The organism is Plantibacter sp. CFBP 8775, assembly GCF_014839505.1.
GTDB classification, from domain to species: domain Bacteria; phylum Actinomycetota; class Actinomycetes; order Actinomycetales; family Microbacteriaceae; genus Plantibacter; species Plantibacter auratus.
Genome location: NZ_JACYNV010000001.1, coordinates 1,774,028 through 1,793,302, shown reverse-complemented (window position 1 = coordinate 1,793,302; position 19,275 = coordinate 1,774,028). Strand labels below are relative to the sequence as shown.

The following is a 19,275-nucleotide window of genomic DNA, read 5'->3' as shown; positions in this document are numbered from 1 at the left end:
ACGGCCCCGTACCCTGGATGTCATGGCCAGATCCCATCTCACTCTAGCCGCGTTGGCCACCTCGGCCGTCGCCGACCTCCAGGTCCGCGGGTCCGGCGCGCACACCGCCGGCGGCGAGGGGAACTACGACGCGGCCCGTCTCGTGACGACTGACGGGCGCGAGCTCATCGTGCGCATCCCGACCTCACAGCAGGCCGAGACGGAGCAGTCCGCGGACCTCATCGCCCTTCGCGCACTCACGCCCGGTATCCGCAGCAGGTTGCCCTTCGACGCCCCGACCGTCGTGGGCCAACTGCCCGTCGACGGCACTCGCGCCGTGGTGCTCGACTTCGTGGCCGGCAGTCACCTCGACCCGACCGCGCTCGGCCGCGACGAGGTCCTCTCGGACTCGCTCGGTGCCGCGGTCGCCGCGATCCACTCCCTCCCGACGGCCTTCATCGCGGAAGCAGGCCTCCCGCTGCTGTCCACCGAGCTCATCCGGGCGGACGCACACCGCATCGTGTCCCGCGCCGCCGAGACGAGGCTTCTCCCGACCGCCGTCCGGGAGCGCTGGCAGGCGGCCGTCGAGGACCACTCACTCTGGCAGTTCCAGCCCACCGTCATCCACGGATCCCTCGCCGCCGACCGCGTGCTCGTCATCCGTCAGGACGGCCACGGCCTGGTCAACGGCGTCATCGAGTGGGGCTCGCTGCGGGTCGGCGACCCGGCCCTCGACCTCCACTGGATCGCGACGCTCGGCGCGACCGGCGAGCAGGCGCTGTCCGCCTACGCGGCCTCGTGCTCCCGCGGACCCGACCGCTTCGTCACGCTCCGCGCCCGCCTGTACGCGGAACTCGAGATCGCCCGCTGGCTCCTGCACGGTCGCGACAGCCACGACGAGACCATCGTCGAGGACGCCGTCGCGATGCTCGACGGGCTCGTCGACCGCGTGCTCGGCGACGTGACGGACCCCCTCGGCACCACGACCGGACCGGTCCTCGACGTCGACGAGGTCGAGGACATGCTCGACCGCACGCCGATCGGCTCGTCCTCCCCCGGCATCGCCATGCAGACCGACACCTATGACCGGTCAGAGCTCGAGCGCGCCCTCGGCCGCGATCCCGGCGGCTCGGGCGATGACGACACCGACGACGGTGAGGCCGACGACGATCGCGACCACGCTGGAACCGACGCGGACGCGAACGCCACGGATCAGATCGACACCTCGTCGTTCGAGCTCTGGGACTCGGCGGCCTCCCCGAAGGACCGCTCCCACTCCGACAGGAGCTCCTCCTCCGAGTAGAGGCGTTCCGGCCGGAGCTGCACGTCGTGGCTCACGTAGTAGAGCACGGCGTCGATGCGCTCGGGGTCGACCTCCCGGTGGTGCGCGTACGCCAGACGGTAGAGCGCGAGCTGGAACGAGGCGTTCCGCACGTCCTCCGGCGTCGTGGGTACTGCGCCGGTCTTCCAGTCGACGATCTCGAACCGGTCCCCGCGCTCGAACACCGCGTCGAGCTTGCAGACCACCACCCGTCCGGTGTCGCCGAGCGGCACGTGGATCTCGGTCTCGACCTCGATCGGTCGTACGTCCGCCCATTCCGAGGCGAGGAACCGCTCGGTGAGCTCGTCGAACCCGATCCCCTCCGACGCGTCCGGCCCCGGGCGTTCGACGTCGAGCTCCTCGGGGAGCGCGTCGACCAGCTCCTGCAATCCGAAGCGTCCGTAGTGCGCCTCGACCCACGAATGGAACCGGGTGCCGAGACGGGTCTGCCGGTAGGGCCGCTGCGGGACGGGGCGACGCAGACGTTCGAGTGCGGCCTCCGGTTCCGTGACGAACTCCTTGAACTTGGACGCGGGGATGCGCACGGGGAGTTCACCGCGCGCGGTCGTCGTCGCGGCACGGCGTCGTTCCTCGAGGAGCAGCGTCAGCTCGTTCTCGAGGGGACCGAGGGTCGCCAGCAGCTCGGCCTCGGTCCGCCCGCGCCGCTGGTCGACCTCGGCCGCCGCCCGCTCGACGACGCTCCGACGCGCGCCGAGCGGATCGAGTGGCCAGTCGAGGACCGCAGCACCGGAGTCGACCGGGTTCTCGTCGAAGGCGGAGGCTGCGGGGAGCGGTGCGATGACGCCCGCCGCGGCCAGCTCCAGGAGGTAGGTGCTCGCAGCACGGGGCCGCTTGCGATCGCCCGACCAGAACGAGCCGGTGAGCAGGAGGTCGTGCTTGGCGCGGGTCACCGCCACATACGCGAGCCGGCGTTCCTCGTCGAGCGCGCGTTCGCCGAGCGCCTCCGAGAAGGCGAGCTGAGCGTCGACGACCTCCTTCCGCGTCTCGGCCGTCCGCCAGGCGAACTCCGGCAGCTCCGCCGCGTCGCCTCGGAAGTCGTACGGCAGCGTCCCGAGACGCACCCAGCCTTTGCCGTCCTTCGGCTTGGCTGGCAGTTCGTCGACCACGAGCCGCGGGATCGCGACATGATCCCACTCGAGGCCCTTCGAACCGTGGATGGTGAGCAATTGGACCGCACCCTGGTCGGGTGCGTCGCTCGCCGGTCCGAGGTCGTCTCGGGCGAGCGATCGGTCGATCCACGCCAGCAGGCTGCCGAGCGTCACCTGCTCCTCCGCCTGGATGAACGAGATGACCTCGTCGTGGAAGGCCTGCAGTCTGGCCGGAGCGCGCGCCGCGGAGCCGGTCGACTCGTTCGCGACGACCTCGATGTCGAGCCGCAACTCGCGCTCGACCGCTCTGACGAGATCGGGGAGGCCGCTGCCCGCACGACGCCGCAGGGAGGCGAACACCAGTCCGGCCTCCCGGAGACGCGAACGCGCCTCGTCGGTGAACCCTGCGGCGAGGCCCGCCGGCACGCGGTCCGCGGCGATGAAGTCGAGCGCGTCGATGATCGACCGCCCGTCGTCGTCGGCGACCGACTCACGGAGCCGGGCGGCCAGTTCGGCGTCGTACCGCTTCGTCTTCCAGTCGATGGCCTGCAGGTACCGGGCCACCTCCACGAGGTGTCCGAGGTCGTGGACGCCGATCCGCCAGCGAGGCCCGCTCAAGAGTCTGATGAGCGAGGACCCGGCACCGGGATCGTGGATGACCCGCAGTGCCGCCGTCACGTCGACGATCTCCGGCGAGGAGAGCAGACCGCCGAGGCCGAGGATGTGGTGGGGGACGCCGAGCGCCGCGAGGCCGTCGGCGAACTCCTGCATCGGTCGACGCGCCCGGAACAGGATCGCGGCCGAACCGGCCGGATCTCCCCCGCGTTCGGCGAGCAAGCGGTCCGCGCACCACTCGGCGACCACCCGGATCTCCTCGGCTCCGGTCTCGGGGAACTCGACGGCGAGGGAGCCGGCGCCGGCGCCGGGCTTCGGCTCGAGGTCGAGGACTCGCAGCTTCCCCGCCGTCTGCGCCTGCTGTTGCAACGGGCGGACGAGGACGTTCGCGGCTTCGAGGACCGTGCGGTCGTTCCGCCAACTCGTGGACAGGTTGAACTGGGTGGCGGCGACCTCCCGACCGAAGTCGCGTGAGAACCGTGCGAGGTTCGCCGCGCTCGCGCCGCGCCAGCCGTAGATGGACTGGTGCGGGTCGCCGACCGCCATGACGGGGTGGTCGGCGAACAGGGTCGACAGCAGTCTGGTCTGCACGACCGAGGTGTCCTGGTACTCGTCGAGCAGGACGACGCCCGCGCGATCGCGTGCGACGGCGGCGACCTTCGGCGAACGTTCGCAGGCGGCGAGCGCGAGGGCGACCTGGTCGGAGAACTCGACGAGTCCCTGCCGGCGCTTCTCGTCGGCGTACCGGTGCGCGAGGTCGAGCAGGACCGGCAGGGCACCCACGACCTCGACGGCCTGGTCGATCTGCGCGTACGCCCCGCGACCGCCGTCGGGGAGCTCGCCGATGCCGACGAACCGTTCCACGAAGCCGAGCAGCTCCTCGGGGGTGCCGTCGATCTCGGCGAGCTCGTGACTCAGCGAGAGGACGAGCTCGGCCACCTGGTCGACGGACTTGCCGAGGGTGGCGAGCCGTTCGTCTCCGTGTCGGACCACGACGCGCCTCGCGAGTCGCCAGGCGGACGCCTCGGACAGCAGGACCGACTCGGGCTCACGGCCCACCAGGAGGGCGTTGTCGCGGAACAGGGCGTTCGCATAGGCGTTGTAGGTGGACACCTCGGGACGGTCGAAGAGCGCGTCGGCCGCGGGATCCAGGATCCCGATGTCCTGCAGGGCGGCGATCCGCTTGCCGATCCGTGCCGCCAGCTCACCCGCGGCCTTCCTGGTGAAGGTGAGCCCCAGGATCCCGTCGACGTTCACGTGCCGGTTGGCGAGCAGCCACACGACGCGTGAAGCCATGGTCTCGGTCTTCCCGCTCCCGGCACCGGCGACGACGAGTACGGGCGCCATGGGGGCCTCGATGACCTCGACCTGCTGCGCCGTCGGTTGCGGGAGGCCGAGCAGGCCGGCGAGCATCTCGGCCGAGTAGGTCTCCTCCGTGCTCACGAGCTCACCGCCGGGACGACGTGGATGGCGCACTCGCCGAACGCGAACGGGTCGTGGCAGTGGGTCCCGACGCGGGCCTCGAACACCGCGCCGGCCATGCCGACCGCGTCCGCCAGAACACGCTCGCGGAAGCGCTCGAGGGCTTCGTCGTCGAAGGCGGGCTGGGCCGGGTCGTAGTACTCCTTGCGCTTCGTGCCGGCCGACACGACGATGAGCTTCGCGCCACCGCTCAGCAGCCCCTCCGTACCGGTGATCCCACCGGACGCCAGCGCGAGCTGGTAGGCACCGAGCTGCGCCATGTCGGCGACCTCCCGGTCCTGTCTGGGCGCCGAGCCGCCGGTCTTGAGGTCGGCGATCACCACGCGCCGCGTCCCGTCGGCGTCGGGCACGAGTTCGACGCGGTCGATCGAGCCGCCGAGCACGGCCGCGCCGCCCAACTCTCCGATGGGGATGCGGAGGCTGAACCGGCTCTCGTTGCCGATCGAGGTCACTCCTGCGCGCTCCGCGTCGTGGAGGTACGCGGACAGCCGGTGGACGAGTTCCGCCGCACGCCGTTTCGTCGCCGCGCCCTCCCAGTCCGCTTCGAAGTGGAGTTCGTCCCAGCGGTCCTCCACCGCCGCCCAGAGCGCGGCCTCGTCGGAGGACTCGGCGTGTTCGAGCGCCGCGTGCACGATCGTGCCGAGCCCGGAGGCGAACCCGGAGGCTCCGCCGCCCAGTCGGGCGATCGCCCAGTGCAGCGGGCACTCCTCGAAGGCCTCCATGCGAGACGGGGAGACCGGCAGCTCCTCGACGGCGGGGTCGTGGAGCGGTGCCGTCGAGCTCGGTGCGGCCACGCCGTACCACTCCTCGGTCGGAGCGCCGGGGACTCCCGCTGTCGCGAGGATGGCCAGGGCCGAGGCGGACGCGGCACGCTCGGCCGGGTCCGCGGGGCGGATCCGGCGGGTGAGCGAGCGACGCAGGGTGCCGACGAGCCCCCGGAGCGACAGGGGCGACAGGGACGCCCGGTGCGGATCGGGCTCGGGGAGCAGCGTGAGGAACGGGCTCGCCTGGTGGTCGTCGTCGACGACCGCGACCACCATGAGCGACCGGTGCGCACGGGAGGTCGCCTGGGCGAAGAGTCGGAGCTCGTCGTGGAGGACCGCGCGCCGTGCGTCCGCCGTCGCCGTGGCCGTGCCCTCCAGCAGTTCCACGAGCTCCGACGCGCCGAGCAGAGAGTCGCGGACCCGCAGGTTGGGCCACACGCCGTCCTGCATGCCGGCGACGACGACCGTGTCGAACGCGGTCCCGACCAGGGCGGCGGGCGTCGCGATCGTGACCGCCTCCCGGCGGCCCGTCGGCGCGAGGGAGTCGTCGCCGACCGTCTGTTCGAGCAGGCGGTCGAGGAAGACGGAGGCCGGGGTGTCGGGCTCCGCCTCGACGAAGGTACGTGCCGCATCGGCCAGCTGGGTGATCGCGTCGAGGTCGCGGTTCGCCTCCTCGGCGGCCTGACCGCTGCCCTTCGACAGCGAGACCCAGGGGCGCTCGAGCCTGCTCCGCGACCAGAGGCCGTAGACGAGCTCCTCGGCCGAAGCGCCCGCCGCCGCCTGCGCTCTCGCCTCGGCAAGGCTGTCGGCGAGTGAGCGGGCGCGGGCGGCGGAGGGCGTCTCGAGTCCGATGAGTGCACCGGGGACGGCGAACGCCTCCTCCAGCAGGCGGTCCGCGCTGCGGTCGAGGCCCTCAGCGAGATCCGCGTGGCGGAGCGCGGCTCGGAGTCGCCTGACCCCGATCGAGTCCAGTCCGCCGAGCGCACTGTGGAGGAGTTCGGTCACGACCTCGGCGTCGAGCGGCGTCCGTCCGAGCGCCACCGACATGGCGAGGAGGACCGACCTGACGAACGGGTGGTCGCGCAGCGGTGCTCCGCCCGTGCTCGCCCGGGTGGGCACCTCGAGGGAGGACAAGCCCCGTTCGATCGCCGGGATCAGCCCGCCGCTGCGGACGACCACCGCCATGTCGGCCCACGCGACGCCGTCGAGGACGTGGCGCTCGCGGAGGAAGCGCGCGATGACCGCGATCTGCTCGGCCGGGGAACCGGCCGCCACGGTGACGACGGAGTGTTCGGGCGTCTCCGCGTCATCGACCGGTGATGCGGCCGTGCGGTGGAGTCCGGCACCGGCCGTGCCGATGCGCTCGGCGACGCCGCGGACCGTCGCCCGGATGTCCGGTGTCCCGCGGTGGACCTGCCCGAGGACGAGCGTGTCCACCGGGCGACCGAGCACCTCGGCGAACCGCCCGAGGGCGTCGGCTCGGGCACCGTGGAAGGCACCCGTCGTGAGGTCGGGGTCGCCGAACGCGACGATCGTGACCCCGTGTCGGGCGAGCGCGGCGAACAGCTGCAGGACGCCGTGGGTCGCCTCCTGGGCGTCGTCCACGAAGACCACCCGCAGGCTTCCGAGCACGCCCGTTCCCGGTTCCTGTTCGTCGAGGAGCCGGACGGCGCGGGCGAGGGCCGCCGCGGGCGTGAGGTGTCCGCGCCAGTCGTCGGCGAGGAACCCCTCGATGAAGCCCGCGGACGCGACCCACTCCGGACGCCCGTGCTCCGTACCGAGCCGACGCAGCTCGGCAGGCGCGACGTCGTGTTCGACGCTGCGTTCCATGAGGTTCCGGAGCTCGGTGCGGAACCCCTGCAGGCGCCTGACCTCGGGACCGAGCTCCGCGGGCCACAGCGGACCGGTCGCGTCCTGTTCGTCACCGAGGAGTCGCTCTGCGATGGTCTGGTCCTGCTCGCCGCCCGTCAGCAACCGCGGTCGTCCTGAACCGGCGAACGCCCCGGAGCCCGCGATGACCTCGAGCGCGAGGGAGATGGCGGTGCGCGCCAGGGATCCGGGTGTGGCGCGTGCGACCCGTGCCTCGAGGCGGTCGCGGAGGACCTGCGCCGATGACCGGGAGGAGGCGATGACGAGCACCTCGTCGGTGCGCAGACCGCGCGAGTGCACGCGTTCCGCGACCGCTTCGATGAGCGTCGTGGTCTTGCCCGTGCCGGGAGCCCCGAGCACGACGGCGGACCGGTCGTCCGCGAGCCGCAGCACGGCCTCCTGCGAGTCGTCGAGCCGGACGCCCGTGCCGACAGCCGGGTTGCCGACGGGCGCGCGGTCCGCGTCACGGACCGCACCCGTCGGATCGTCGGAGGCGTCGGGAACCGTCATGGTCCGCACGTTACCGGAGCCTCCCGACATCGCCGCGACGGCCGACCGGCGTTCCGCTGTTCGCTGACAGCAGCCGACCCGCGCCGGTCGGAGGACCACGACTCCCGTAGTCTTGCCCTACGCAACCGAAAGGCACTCAAGGTGGAAATTCGCATCGGAATCCTCAACAGCCCTCGCGAGATCGGCTTCGAGACCTCGCAGCCGGCGTCGGAGATCGAGCAGGCGGTCAAGACCGCGCTCGAGACGGACGCCAAGCTGCTCGCGCTCAAGGACGACAAGGGCACCAGCTACCTCATCCCGACCGCGGGCATCGGCTACGTCGAGCTCGGAACCGAGGAATCCCGCCGCATCGGATTCGTCGGCTGACCATGGAACTCCTCTTCGTCGTGCTCGGCGGTGCCATCCTCGGTCTCGCCGTCCGCTACCTCTTGCCCGGCCGCGACCAGCACGGGGCCGCGCTCATCCCGGCGGTCGCGACGCTCGTCGCCGCCGTCGTCTGGGTCGCGGCGACGTGGGCAGGCATGGCGTGGGACGGCGGCTGGATCTGGGTGCTCGCCTTCGGCGCGTCGGTCGTCGTGAGTGTGGTGGTCGACCTCGTGCTCGTCCGCGTCCGCACCTCGTCGGACGAGGCGATGCTGACCCGCTTGCAGCAGGGCGTCGCCGCCTGACCCGAGGCGCTCGATCGATCGACGCCGTCGCTCCACCCGGAGCGGCGGCGTCGTCGTGTCGGAGGGGACGACCGGTCAGGCCGTGAGCCCGAGCGCGTCCATCCGTCTGGTGTGGTTCGCGATGAGCTCCGTGTAGACCGGTTCGACCCGGGCGTCGTCCGGCAGCGCCTTGCTCTCGGTCACGAGGGCGGACCTGGCGACGAGCATGGTGTCGCCGAGCAACCGACGGCCCCACATCGCGAGCGTCGAAGCGCGCTCGGGGTGCGTTGCGATCACCCGGTGCAGGATCCCGACGAGCGGGTCCTCCTCCGGACCGGGGGCGACGATCGCGGCCAGGTCGCGTGCGTCCGCCCCGTCCAGGCCGCGCGCGAGCTGCGCGAAGAACTCGTCGAGGAAGCCCCGCGCCACGAGGACGCCCAGCAGGAGTTCGTCCCAGGTGCCGGTGCGCAGGATCGCCTGGAACTCGTCCCGCGTGCGTGCATAGGGTTCGAGCACGGCGCCCGGGTCGTCGCTCGTCCGGCGGAGCCAGGCGAGTAGCGCCTGGTGCTTGCGCAGCGCCGTGGCAGCGGCCTCGGCGACGGTCTCCCGGTCGGCGTCGTTCGGAGCGTGCTCGACCGCGAACGACAGCGTCATGAAGAACCCGAGCTGCAGCTGCGCCACCTGACCGAGGTAGTCGGCGGTGCTGGGCGCGAGCTCGTGGAGGTCGACGCGGGTCGCCTGAACGGCGTCCTCCCGCGAGCGCAGACGAGGCGTCTGGGTGCCGGGACGCCGACGTCGTGCAAACCAACGAGCCATGCGACCACCCTATCCGCAGCGCGCCGATCGCCGTGTTCCGCGCGCCCAGCGGCCTCTCGGGACGTCCCGGGTAGAATAGCCGTGCCCCGGCGTCGGATCGGGGCCCTACACCTGTGTGCAATCGAAGGTGTAGACCATGACTGCACTGACAGGTATCTCCGTGACTTTCTCTGATCTCGGTGTCGACCAGGACATCGTCGACGCCCTCACGACCAAGGGCATCATCGAACCATTCCCCATCCAGGAGCAGACGATCCCCCTCGGGCTCGCCGGCCAGGACATCATCGGCCAGGCCAAGACGGGCACGGGCAAGACCTTCGGGTTCGGCATCCCGATCGTCCAGCGCCTCGGCCTCGACCCGGCTCCCGGCGTCAAGACCCTCGTGGTCGTCCCGACCCGTGAGCTCGCCGTCCAGGTGTCCGAGGACATCGAGATCCTCATCTCGAACCGGTCGACGACGCTCGTCTCCATCTACGGCGGCAAGGCCTACGAGGGTCAGATCGAGCAGCTGAAGGCCGGCGCCCAGATCGTCGTCGGCACGCCCGGCCGTCTCATCGACCTCAACAACCAGCGCCTCCTCGATCTCTCTGGCATCACCGAGATGGTGCTCGACGAGGCCGACAAGATGCTCGACCTCGGCTTCCTCGCCGACATCGAGAAGCTCTTCTCGAAGACCCCCGCCGCGCGTCACACGATGCTGTTCTCGGCGACCATGCCCGGTCCGATCGTGGCCCTGGCCCGCCGCTTCATGAGCAAGCCGATCCACATCCGGGCGAGCGACCCCGACGAGGGGCTCACGCAGGCCAACATCAAGCACCTCATCTACCGCGCACACTCGCTCGACAAGGACGAGGTGATCTCGCGCATCCTGCAGGCCGAGGGTCGCGGCAAGACCGTGATCTTCACGCGGACCAAGCGTGCCGCCGCGAAGCTCGTCGAGGAGCTCACCGACCGCGGGTTCAACGCCGCGGCGGTGCACGGCGACCTGAACCAGGAGCAGCGCGAGCGGGCGATGGCGTCGTTCAAGGCCGGCAAGCGCGACGTCCTGATCGCCACCGACGTCGCCGCCCGCGGCATCGACGTCGACGACGTCACCCACGTCATCAACCACACGATCCCCGAGGACGAGAAGACGTACCTCCACCGCGTCGGCCGTACCGGTCGCGCCGGGAAGACGGGTATCGCCGTCACGTTCGTCGACTGGGACGACCTCCACAAGTGGGCGCTCATCAACCGCGCCCTCGAGTTCGGTCAGCCGGAACCGACGGAGACCTACTCCTCGAGCCCGCACCTGTTCACCGACCTCGGGATCGCCGAGGGCACGAAGGGCAGGCTGAAGCCCGCCAAGGCCGTCGAGCCCGCTCCACGGCGCGAGGGTTCGCGGAGCGCAGGCGGACGCGACGGTTCGCGGACCGGCGGCGGACGCGACGGTTCACGGACCAGCGGCGGTCGCGGTGGTGAGCGCGGCGGACGCGGAGGCGACCGCGCGCAGCCGACCAGCACCCGGCTCGAGTCCCAGCCGAGCACCCGCGCCCACTCGCGGACGCACGACGCCGCCTCGACCGACACCGTCGACCGCAGCGCGCCCGCAGCAGGCACCCACGACGGCCACGGTCCGGAGCACCGCGACGGCAACAGCGCTCCCCGCCGTCGGAGCCGGACGCGCCGCACCGCTCCCCCGGCCCCCACGGCGTAGATCCGCCACGCAGAACGCCCGCACCCTTCCGGATGCGGGCGTTCTGCATGTCGCGAGCGCTGCGCTCGACACGGTTGGTGACCGAAGGATACCGGTCCCTGAGCCTGTCGAAGGGTGCTCCGACCGGCGTACCTTCACATCCGCTGCGCCCCCGTGGGCACTTCGACAAGCTCAGTGACCGGGAGAAGTACACCCGGTCCCTGAGCGCGTCGAAGGGCACTCCGGACGCGCCGCAGATCAGTCGGGCAGGACGGGTGCCGAGCCGGTGGCCTCGGCCACGATGCGTCGGACCACGTCGATGTCCGTGGTGTTCTCGCCGAGGCGGTTCGGCTTCCCGGTTCCGTGATAATCGCTCGAACCGGTCGCGACGAGGCCCAGCTCGGAGGCGATCCGCCGCACGACGACCTTCCCCTCCTCGGTGTTCTCGCGATGCTCGATCTCGAGCCCGAACAGGCCCGCGTCAGCGAGTTCACGGAAGTACGGCTCGGGCAGCATCCGGTCGCGGCCGGCCGGGACCGGGTGGGCGATCACGGGGACGCCGCCGGCTGCACGGACGAGCTTGACTGCGGTGAGCGGGTCGGGCGCGTAGTGCGGCGCGTAGTACCCGGTGCGCGGATGCAGGATGCCGTCGAACGCTTCACCACGGTCGGCCACAATCCCGAGGGCGACGAGGGCGTCGGCGATGTGGGGCCGTCCGACGGTCGCACCTTCGCGGGTCTGCGCGAGGACGTCCGCCCAGGACAGCGGGTAGTCGCCGCCGATGCGTGCCACGATGCCTTCGGCCCGCCGGAGCCGGGACTCCCGGATCTTCGCGGTCTCCTGGAGCAGGTCGCCGTTCAACGGATCGATGAGGTACGCGAGCAGGTGCACGCTCCGCCACTCGTAGCGGGTGCTCAGTTCCATTCCGGGGAGCAGGGTGATGCCCTGGCGACGCGACTCGACGGCCGCCTCGGCCCAGCCGGCGGTGGAGTCGTGGTCGGTGAGGGCGATCGTGCCGAGCCCCGCGGCACCGGCCGCGCGCATCAGCTGCGTCGGCGTCTCCGTGCCGTCCGAGACGCTCGAGTGCGTGTGCAGATCGGCGGGGCCGTGCATGTCTCGAGCGCTCACCACGCTTCCACCCTAGTCGCAGGTCCTGCCCCGAGGACTCCCAGACCGCTCGCCTACGCTGACGCGGGTGCTGAAGACCGTCGGTGGCGTCATCGCGGCCGTGCTCGCGATCGCGACCACGGCCCTGCTGGTCGTGGCCGTCCTCCCCGGGCCGTTCGGTCTCGAACAGGCCCAGGTCGTCGTCCAGCTGAGCGCGTTCCGCCTCCTCGTGGCGATCGCCGCCGCGGGCGGCGCCCTGCTCTGCCTCGTGACGGCGATCCTCGTCCGTGGGTCCCGCCGCGTGCTCCCCGCCATCCTGGCGGTCGTCCTCGCCGCGGTCTCGGTCACCGGCGCCGTCGTCACCGCCAACCGCGGGATCGACGACCAGATGGTCGCCGGAGAGGCGACCGATCTCGCGGATCAAGTCACGGTCCTCGCCTGGAACACCCTCGGCGACGCCGTCGACCCCGGGACGATCGCGGCGATCGCGGTGCGTGAGGGCGCGGACGTCGTCTCCCTGCCGGAGACCTCGTCCGACACCGCGGCGGTCGTCGCCGCTGCGATGACCGCCGCCGGACGGCCGATGGTTGCGCATTCGACCGACGCCGACGCAGGAGGGACGAGCCTCCTCATCAGCACCGGACTCGGCGAGTACGCCGTCCGTGCACCGACAGAGACCGGCCCGACCGCCATCGGGCGCTCGGAGACCCTCATCGCCGATCCGGTCCTCGGTCGCGGACCGACCGTCGTCGCCGTCCACACCACGGCCCCGCTGCCGAGTCGGCTCGACGACTGGCGCGCGGAACTCGCCGATCTCGCCGGCCGCTGCACCGACGACGCGGACGTGATCATGGCCGGTGACTTCAACGCGACGCTCGACCACCTCGCCGGGTTGCGCGGCGTCGGCGACCTCGGCGCGTGCCACGACGCCGCCGCGGCCGACACGGCAGCCGGGCTCGGTACCTGGCCGACCGAGCTCCCGGCGGTCCTCGGCGCGCCGATCGACCACGTCATGGCGACACCGGGATGGGTCACGGTGTCGGCTCACGTGCTGACCGACGTCGACGGCACGGGCAGCGATCACCGGCCCGTGGTCGCGACGCTGCTCCCCCGCACGGCGAGCTGAGCGTCGGGTGCCTGTCGCGACCGCAGTGCGACAATGGAGGCATGGCGACTTCCGCAGACACATCCAATTCGAACACCGTCCAGACCGAGGCGACCTCCAACCGGGCGGCCGCCTGGTCCGAGGGCTTCCGCGCCTTCATCGGCACCGGGTGGGCCGACCGCCCAGAGGTCCTGCCGGAGCCGCGGGAGACCGCCGGCCTCGCAGCGGCTCGTCGTGAACGCCTCTCGGCCCAGTTCCCCGGTCAGCGTCTCGTCCTCCCCGCGGGCGGGATGAAGCAACGGTCGAACGACACCGACTACCTGTACCGGGCGCACTCCGCCTTCTCGTACTACACCGGCTGGGCGGCCGACACCGAGCCCGACAGCGTCCTCGTGCTCGATCCCGAGGAGTCCGGCCACACCGCGACCCTGTACTTCCGCGAGCGAGCGGGCCGCGACACCGACGAGTTCTACACGAACGCCGCGATCGGCGAGTTCTGGATCGGCGCGCGTCCGTCGCTCGCCCAGGTGGCAGCCGACCTCGCGGTCGCGACCGCCGACCTCTCGGCGTTCACCGCCGACGCCGCCGATCTCACGGTCGACGTCGACGACGACCTGACGCGCGCCGTGTCCGAGATGCGCCTCGTGAAGGACGCCTACGAGATCGCGCAGATGCGTCTCGCCGTCGGCGCGACCGCCCGCGGCTTCGACGACGTCGTCGCTGAACTCCCGAAGGTCCTCGCTCACGAGCGCGGCGAGCGCATCGTCGAGGGCGTCTTCGCCGGGCGGGCTCGAGCCGACGGGAACGGCGTCGGGTACGAGACCATCGCCGCCGCCGGACCGCACGCCTGCATCCTCCACTGGACGCGCAACGACGGACGGGTCGTCCCGGGCGACCTCATCCTCATCGACGCCGGCGTCGAGCTCGACAACTACTACACCGCCGACATCACCCGCACGATCCCGGTGTCCGGCACGTTCACCGAGGTCCAGCGACGGGTCTACGAGGCCGTCCGTGAGGCGGCCGACGAGGCCTTCGCCATCGTCCGCCCCGGCATCCGGTTCCGCGAGGTGCACGCGGCCGCGATGGCGGTCATCGCACGCAAGACCGCCGAATGGGGCCTGCTCCCCGTCACCGCCGAGGAAGCGCTCCTGAAGGAGAACGAGCAGCACCGGCGGTACATGGTGCACGGGACCAGCCACCACCTCGGCACCGACGTGCACGACTGCGCCCAGGCCCGCCGCGAGATGTACGCCGACGCCGTGATCGAGCCCGGCATGGTTTTCACGATCGAACCCGGCCTCTACTTCCAGGTCGACGACCTCACGGTCCCCGAGGAGTACCGCGGCATCGGCGTCCGGATCGAGGACGACATCCTCGTCACCGAGGACGGCGCGGAGAACCTGTCGGCCGGCATCCCGCGCACCGCGGACGAGGTCGAGGCCTGGCTCGCGCGCTGAGCCCGTCCGCCGGGCGACGACTCGGAGCCTGACGCGGCTGGATCAGCTCGCGTCGGTCTCCGGGCCGCGCTCCAGGAGGTTGCGTGCGCGGTTCGCGAGCTCACCGCCGACGATGAGGTCGTAGCGCGTCGCCACGACGAGCGTGGCCGAGGTGTACTCCTGCCGCTTGCGGGTCACCGAGTACGACACGATGCCGAACAGCATGCCGAACGCGGCACCCATGAGCACCGCGGCTCCGAGCAGCATGAGGTTCGTCTCGGGGTTGAAGATGACGAGGACGAGCCCGAGGAACAGTCCGAGCCAGGCACCGCTGACCGCACCGGCTCCCGCAGCACGGCCGTAGCTGAGGCGACCGGTGACGCGTTCGACGCTCTTGAGATCACTGCCGACGATCGAGATCTCCTTGACCGGGAAATCGGTGTGGGCGAGCGACGAGATCGCGGCCTGCGCGGACTCGTAACTCTCGTAGCTGGCCACCGTCTCGCCTCGCGGGATGACGCCGAGCGCCGGGGCGCCCTTCCGGCCGAACTGTCGCGGATCACTCATGCCTCCATCCTCTCACCCCGCCCCGAGCGGGCACTCCAGGCCGACCACCGGCGGGTAGGTTAGTAGTCGTGAGTGCAACCAGAGTGTTCGTCGCCAGGCTCGCCGGGTGCACCGTCTTCGACCCCGCGGGCGATCGTGTCGGCAAAGTCAGGGACGTGCTCGTCGTCTACCGCACCGGCAAACCCCCGCGGGTCGTCGGCCTCATCGTCGAGATCCCCGGGAAACGCCGTGTGTTCGTGTCGATCGGCCGCGTGACGAGCATCGGCGCCGGGCAGATCATCACCACGGGACTCATCAACGTCCGCCGGTTCGAGCAGCGCGGTGGCGAGGTGCGCGTGATCGCCGAACTCTTCGGCCGACGCGTCGTCTTCCGCGCCACCGGTGAGGAGGCGACGATCGAGGACGTCGCCATCGAGGAGCAGGGCCCCGGCGAGTGGCAGGTGTCGCAGCTGTTCGTCCGCCGCCCGAAGACCACCGCCTCCCCCTTCGTGAAGGGCCCGACGACCTTCGCCACCTGGAACGAACTTCGCGAGGAGCAGGAGCTCGGCGAGGCCCAGTCCGCCGAGCAGCTCATCGCGACTTACGCCGACCTGAAACCGGCCGACCTCGCGAACACGCTCCTCGACCTCCCGCGCGACCGGATGATCGAGGTCGCGGAGGAGCTGTCGGACGACCGCCTCGCGGACGTGCTCGAGGAGATGCCCGAGACGGACCAGGTGCAGATCCTCGCCCAGCTCGACGACGACCGCGCAGCCGACGTCCTCGATCAGATGCAGCCGGACGACGCGGCCGACCTCATCGCCCAGCTCCCCGAGGACCGCGGGGAGCACCTCCTCGAGCTCATGGAGCCGGAGGAGGCGGAGGATGTCCGCATGCTGCTCCGGTTCGACCCGGAGACCGCGGGTGGCCTCATGACGACCGAGCCGATCATCCTCTCCGCCGACGCCACCGTCGCGGAGGCCCTCGCGTCGATCCGACGCTCCGAGCTGGCACCGGCGCTGGCGGCCGGCGTCTGCATCACCCTGCCGCCGTACGAGTCGCCGACGGGACGCTTCCTCGGGATGGTGCACTTCCAGCGCATGCTCCGCTACCCGCCGCACGAGCGCCTCGGGACCCTGCTCGATCAGAGCCTCGATCCGGTGGGCGTGCGGACCTCCGCCGCCGAGGTCTCGCGGATCCTCGCGAGCTACAACCTCGTCCAGGTACCCGTCGTCGACGAACAGCACCGGCTCCTCGGCGTCGTGACGATCGACGACGTCCTCGACTACCTGCTCCCGGACGACTGGCGCAGCATCGACGAGAACGATGAACTCCCGGCGTCGGAACAGCGGCTCGGATCGAACGGAAGGAGGGCAGGTCGTGGCACGAGCTCCCCGCAATGAGGTCAGGCTCGACGCTCCGAAGGGGCTTCGGAGTTCCGTCCGTTCCATCCGCCGCGCCCCGGCCTCGCGCGACCGCTTCGGCCGGTTCACCGAGTGGATCGCCCGGGCGATGGGCACGCCGTGGTTCCTCCTCGGCCTCACCCTCTTCGTCATCCTGTGGATCGCGTGGAACACCTACGGTCCGCTCGCCCTCCGATTCGACTCCGTCGACATCGGCTTCGTCGCCCTGACCCTCGTGCTGTCGCTCCAGGCCTCGTACGCGGCGCCGCTGATCCTGCTCGCCCAGAACCGACAGGACGACCGCGACCGGGTGCAGATCGAGCAGGACCGTCAGCGGTCCGAACGCAACCTCGCCGACACCGAGTACCTCGCCCGTGAGGTCGTGGCGCTGCGACTGGCCCTCAAGGACATGGCGTCGAAGGACTTCATCCGCGCCGAGCTGCGCTCCCTCCTCGAGGAACTCGATCGGGATCGCACCGACCAGCCCGAACACGACGGGCCTGAGCGTCGGCGTGGCTGACGCCGGCGCGGCTGACATCGGCCTTGCCGAGCGGATCAGGACCGCGCTCGCCCGCGTCATCGACCCCGAGATCCGCAGACCGATCACCGAACTCGACATGGTCGGCCCGATCACGGTGGACGACACCGGTGCCGCCGATGTCACGATCAAGCTCACGATCGTCGGCTGCCCGGCAGCGGCGAGCATCGAGCGCGACGTCCGTGACGCCACCGCCGCGACCCCCGGGGTGACGAGCGTCGCGGTCGACGTCCAGGTGATGACGACGGCAGAGCGTCAGGCACTCACGGAGCGCCTCCGAGGCGGCCGGAGCGCCCGCGGCATCCCGTTCGGCCCGGACTCACTGACCCGCGTGTACGCCGTCACGAGCGGCAAGGGCGGTGTCGGGAAGTCGACGGTGACCGCGAACCTGGCCGTCGCACTCGCCACCAGCGGTCTGCGGGTCGGCCTGGTCGACGCGGACGTCCACGGGTTCTCCATCCCGGGGCTCCTCGGCCTGGTCGAGAACGGCCTGGCCGTCAAACCGACGCAGGTCGGCGACATGATCCTGCCACCCGTCGCCCACGGCGTGAAGGTCGTCTCGATCGGCATGTTCATCGACGCACCGACGGACGGCACCACCGCCGTCGCCGTCGCCTGGCGCGGACCGATGCTCCACCGCACCATCCGGCAGTTCCTGACCGACGTGTTCTTCGGCGACCTCGACGTCCTGCTTCTCGACCTCCCGCCCGGCACCGGGGACGTCGCCATCTCCATCGGCCAGCTGCTCCCCCATGCCGAGGTGCTCGTCGTCACGACACCGCAGCCGGCCGCCGCCGAGGTGGCCGAACGCAGCGGCGTGGTGGCGCGCCAGACCGGGCAGCGCGTCCACGGCGTCATCGAGAACATGGCGGGTCTCCCCCAGCCCGACGGCAGCGTCCTGCAGCTGTTCGGCTCAGGGGGTGGCGAGGCGCTCGCGGCGCGGCTGTCGATGGGCCAGGACACCCCGGTACCGCTCCTCGCCTCGGTCCCGCTCAGCGTCCCGCTTCGGGAGGGCGGAGACGCCGGGCTGCCGATCGTCCTCTCGGATCCGACGGATCCCGCGGCTGCCGAGATCCTCCGGCTGGCCGGTCAGCTCGCTGCGAGACCGCGTGGCCTCGCCGGTCGTCGTCTCGGCGTCAGCACGAGCTGAGCCGTCCGGGTCGGAAGCGCACGACCGAAGCGGACTCAGGTGGCTTCGAGGTCGAACGGGGGCGCGGCGGTCTCTCCGGCGGCGAGTCGGCGCAGGCGCTCGTCGGTCGCCGCCTGGATCGATTTCGGCTTCTCGAGCGACGGAACGGCTGCAGCGGCGGCCGCGGCCGCGGGAGCCGCGTCGAGCGGAGCGGTCGTCGCGACCGTCGGCGTCACCGGAGGCTCGTCGTCGAGGAGCGCCTCGCGGATGATGCGTCTCGGATCGTACTGACGCGGGTCGAGCTTCTTCCAGTCGACCTCGTCGAACTCCGGCCCCATCTCCTCGCGCATCCGGTCCTTGGCGCCGGAGGCGAGGTCTCGGAGGGTGCGGACGAGTCGCGCCAGTTGCGAGGCGTAGTACGGCAGCCGTTCCGGACCCAGCAGGAACACGGCGATGACCCCGATGATGAGGAGTTTGTCGAAGGTCAGACCGAACACGACATCAGACTACCGCGCGAGCCTCAGCTGTCGGAGCAGTTGCAGGCCATACGCTGGGATCCGGAGGCAAGGTGTCAGAACACAATCTCAATTGGAAGTACGCGGGCGACGTGGTCGTCGAGAGCGCGGCGATGCTCACGGCGCGCGCTCACGCGCACGAACTGGGTGTCGAACCGATCTCTCCCGCGATCGGCGCGCAGATCGCGGTGGTGGCCGCGGCCACCCGCGCGGAGTCCATCGTCGAGGTGGGGACCGGCACCGGTGTCTCCGGGCTCTGGCTGCTCCGCGGCGCCACGAGCGCGGTGCTGACGTCCATCGACACCGAGATCGTGCACCAGCAGCAGGCACGCGCGGCGTTCACTGAGGCCGGCATCACGACCAATCGCATCCGCCTCATCACCGGCAGCGCGCTCGACGTCCTGCCGCGGATGAACGAGAACTCCTACGACCTCGTCCTCGTCGACGGCGACCCGGGATCGGTCATCGAGTACGTCGAGCACGGACTCCGTCTGGTGCGTCCCGGCGGCACCGTGCTCGTCCCGCATGCGCTCTGGCGAGGCCGCGTGGCCGATCCGGCTCAGCGGGACGAGACCACAGGACTCTTCCGCTCGCTCGTCCAGGAGATCTCCGCGTCCGACGCGGTCGTCAGCGCCCTGTCCCCCGCCGGCGACGGCCTCCTGCAGATCACCAAACCGAACCTCTGAGCCCTCCGTACAACGACGAA

16 protein-coding genes are annotated in these 19,275 nt (G+C 71.2%); 10 read left to right on the top strand and 6 right to left on the bottom strand.

The genetic code is table 11. From position 1 onward, the window contains the following. Window positions 1-22 precede the first annotated feature (22 nt). Entirely contained in the window at window positions 23-1,282 is a 1,260-nt protein-coding gene (locus IFR14_RS08500; protein WP_191940798.1) for a phosphotransferase, read from the top strand. On the opposite strand, the gene IFR14_RS08495 is transcribed toward IFR14_RS08500, so the two are convergent. Both IFR14_RS08495 and IFR14_RS08490 read right to left on the bottom strand, forming a co-directional pair. Continuing rightward, window positions 1,192-4,500, bottom strand: coding sequence for an ATP-dependent DNA helicase (locus tag IFR14_RS08495; protein WP_342365666.1), 3,309 nt, complete (start codon window positions 4,498-4,500; stop codon window positions 1,192-1,194). The genes IFR14_RS08500 and IFR14_RS08495 overlap by 91 nt on opposite strands. Next, on the bottom strand, window positions 4,464-7,649 hold the full coding sequence (locus tag IFR14_RS08490) for a UrvD/REP family ATP-dependent DNA helicase (RefSeq protein ID WP_191940797.1): 3,186 nt from the start codon (window positions 7,647-7,649) through the stop codon (window positions 4,464-4,466). The genes IFR14_RS08495 and IFR14_RS08490 overlap by 37 nt, the downstream gene beginning before the upstream one ends. A 141-nt stretch (window positions 7,650-7,790) precedes the next feature. On the opposite strand from IFR14_RS08490, the gene IFR14_RS08485 reads away from it, so the two are divergent. Both IFR14_RS08485 and IFR14_RS08480 read left to right on the top strand, forming a co-directional pair. Then, window positions 7,791-8,015, top strand: a complete 225-nt coding sequence (locus tag IFR14_RS08485) for a DUF3107 domain-containing protein (protein ID WP_064296179.1) — start codon at window positions 7,791-7,793, stop codon at window positions 8,013-8,015. A gap of 2 nt (window positions 8,016-8,017) precedes the next feature. Beyond that, window positions 8,018-8,317 carry a hypothetical protein gene (locus tag IFR14_RS08480; protein ID WP_079705552.1) on the top strand — a complete coding sequence of 100 codons (300 nt, stop codon included), beginning with the start codon at window positions 8,018-8,020 and terminating at the stop codon, window positions 8,315-8,317. Between the two features lie 75 nt (window positions 8,318-8,392). Here IFR14_RS08480 and IFR14_RS08475 read toward each other — a convergent pair whose 3' ends face one another. Further along, on the bottom strand, window positions 8,393-9,112 hold the full coding sequence (locus IFR14_RS08475) for a ferritin-like fold-containing protein (RefSeq protein ID WP_079705551.1): 720 nt from the start codon (window positions 9,110-9,112) through the stop codon (window positions 8,393-8,395). Between the two features lie 136 nt (window positions 9,113-9,248). Between IFR14_RS08475 and IFR14_RS08470 the strand changes: the two genes are divergently transcribed. After that, window positions 9,249-10,808 carry a DEAD/DEAH box helicase gene (locus IFR14_RS08470; RefSeq protein ID WP_191940796.1) on the top strand — a complete coding sequence of 520 codons (1,560 nt, stop codon included), beginning with the start codon at window positions 9,249-9,251 and terminating at the stop codon, window positions 10,806-10,808. Between the two features lie 237 nt (window positions 10,809-11,045). Here IFR14_RS08470 and IFR14_RS08465 read toward each other — a convergent pair whose 3' ends face one another. After that, complete coding sequence (locus IFR14_RS08465) at window positions 11,046-11,900, bottom strand: PHP domain-containing protein (protein WP_085510529.1); 855 nt, start codon at window positions 11,898-11,900, stop codon at window positions 11,046-11,048. A gap of 82 nt (window positions 11,901-11,982) precedes the next feature. Between IFR14_RS08465 and IFR14_RS08460 the strand changes: the two genes are divergently transcribed. Continuing rightward, the gene (locus tag IFR14_RS08460; RefSeq protein WP_191940795.1) at window positions 11,983-13,020 is read left to right on the top strand and encodes an endonuclease/exonuclease/phosphatase family protein; all 1,038 of its coding nucleotides are present in this window, start codon (window positions 11,983-11,985) and stop codon (window positions 13,018-13,020) included. Window positions 13,021-13,061: 41 nt separating this feature from the next. Beyond that, the gene (locus IFR14_RS08455) at window positions 13,062-14,459 is read left to right on the top strand and encodes an aminopeptidase P family protein (protein ID WP_191940794.1); all 1,398 of its coding nucleotides are present in this window, start codon (window positions 13,062-13,064) and stop codon (window positions 14,457-14,459) included. Between the two features lie 42 nt (window positions 14,460-14,501). On the opposite strand, the gene IFR14_RS08450 is transcribed toward IFR14_RS08455, so the two are convergent. Further along, complete coding sequence (locus tag IFR14_RS08450) at window positions 14,502-15,005, bottom strand: general stress protein (RefSeq protein ID WP_191940793.1); 504 nt, start codon at window positions 15,003-15,005, stop codon at window positions 14,502-14,504. Window positions 15,006-15,073: 68 nt separating this feature from the next. Here IFR14_RS08450 and IFR14_RS08445 point away from each other — a divergent pair, with 68 nt between their 5' ends. Genes IFR14_RS08445 through IFR14_RS08435 form a run of 3 tightly spaced genes read left to right on the top strand, consistent with a single transcriptional unit; the run spans window position 15,074 to window position 18,075 of the window. After that, window positions 15,074-16,387 (top strand): magnesium transporter MgtE N-terminal domain-containing protein, encoded by a 1,314-nt coding sequence (locus tag IFR14_RS08445; RefSeq protein WP_079705545.1) that lies wholly within the window; start codon window positions 15,074-15,076, stop codon window positions 16,385-16,387. Beyond that, entirely contained in the window at window positions 16,365-16,907 is a 543-nt protein-coding gene (locus IFR14_RS08440) for a DUF1003 domain-containing protein (RefSeq protein ID WP_071261025.1), read from the top strand. Before IFR14_RS08445 ends, IFR14_RS08440 begins: the two co-directional genes overlap by 23 nt. Further along, the gene (locus IFR14_RS08435) at window positions 16,900-18,075 is read left to right on the top strand and encodes a P-loop NTPase (protein ID WP_191940792.1); all 1,176 of its coding nucleotides are present in this window, start codon (window positions 16,900-16,902) and stop codon (window positions 18,073-18,075) included. Before IFR14_RS08440 ends, IFR14_RS08435 begins: the two co-directional genes overlap by 8 nt. Window positions 18,076-18,110: 35 nt before the next feature. On the opposite strand, the gene IFR14_RS08430 is transcribed toward IFR14_RS08435, so the two are convergent. Further along, complete coding sequence (locus IFR14_RS08430; RefSeq protein ID WP_079705542.1) at window positions 18,111-18,551, bottom strand: Sec-independent protein translocase TatB; 441 nt, start codon at window positions 18,549-18,551, stop codon at window positions 18,111-18,113. A 71-nt stretch (window positions 18,552-18,622) separates the two neighbouring features. On the opposite strand from IFR14_RS08430, the gene IFR14_RS08425 reads away from it, so the two are divergent. Next, complete coding sequence (locus IFR14_RS08425) at window positions 18,623-19,255, top strand: O-methyltransferase (RefSeq protein ID WP_064296167.1); 633 nt, start codon at window positions 18,623-18,625, stop codon at window positions 19,253-19,255. Window positions 19,256-19,275 lie beyond the last annotated feature (20 nt).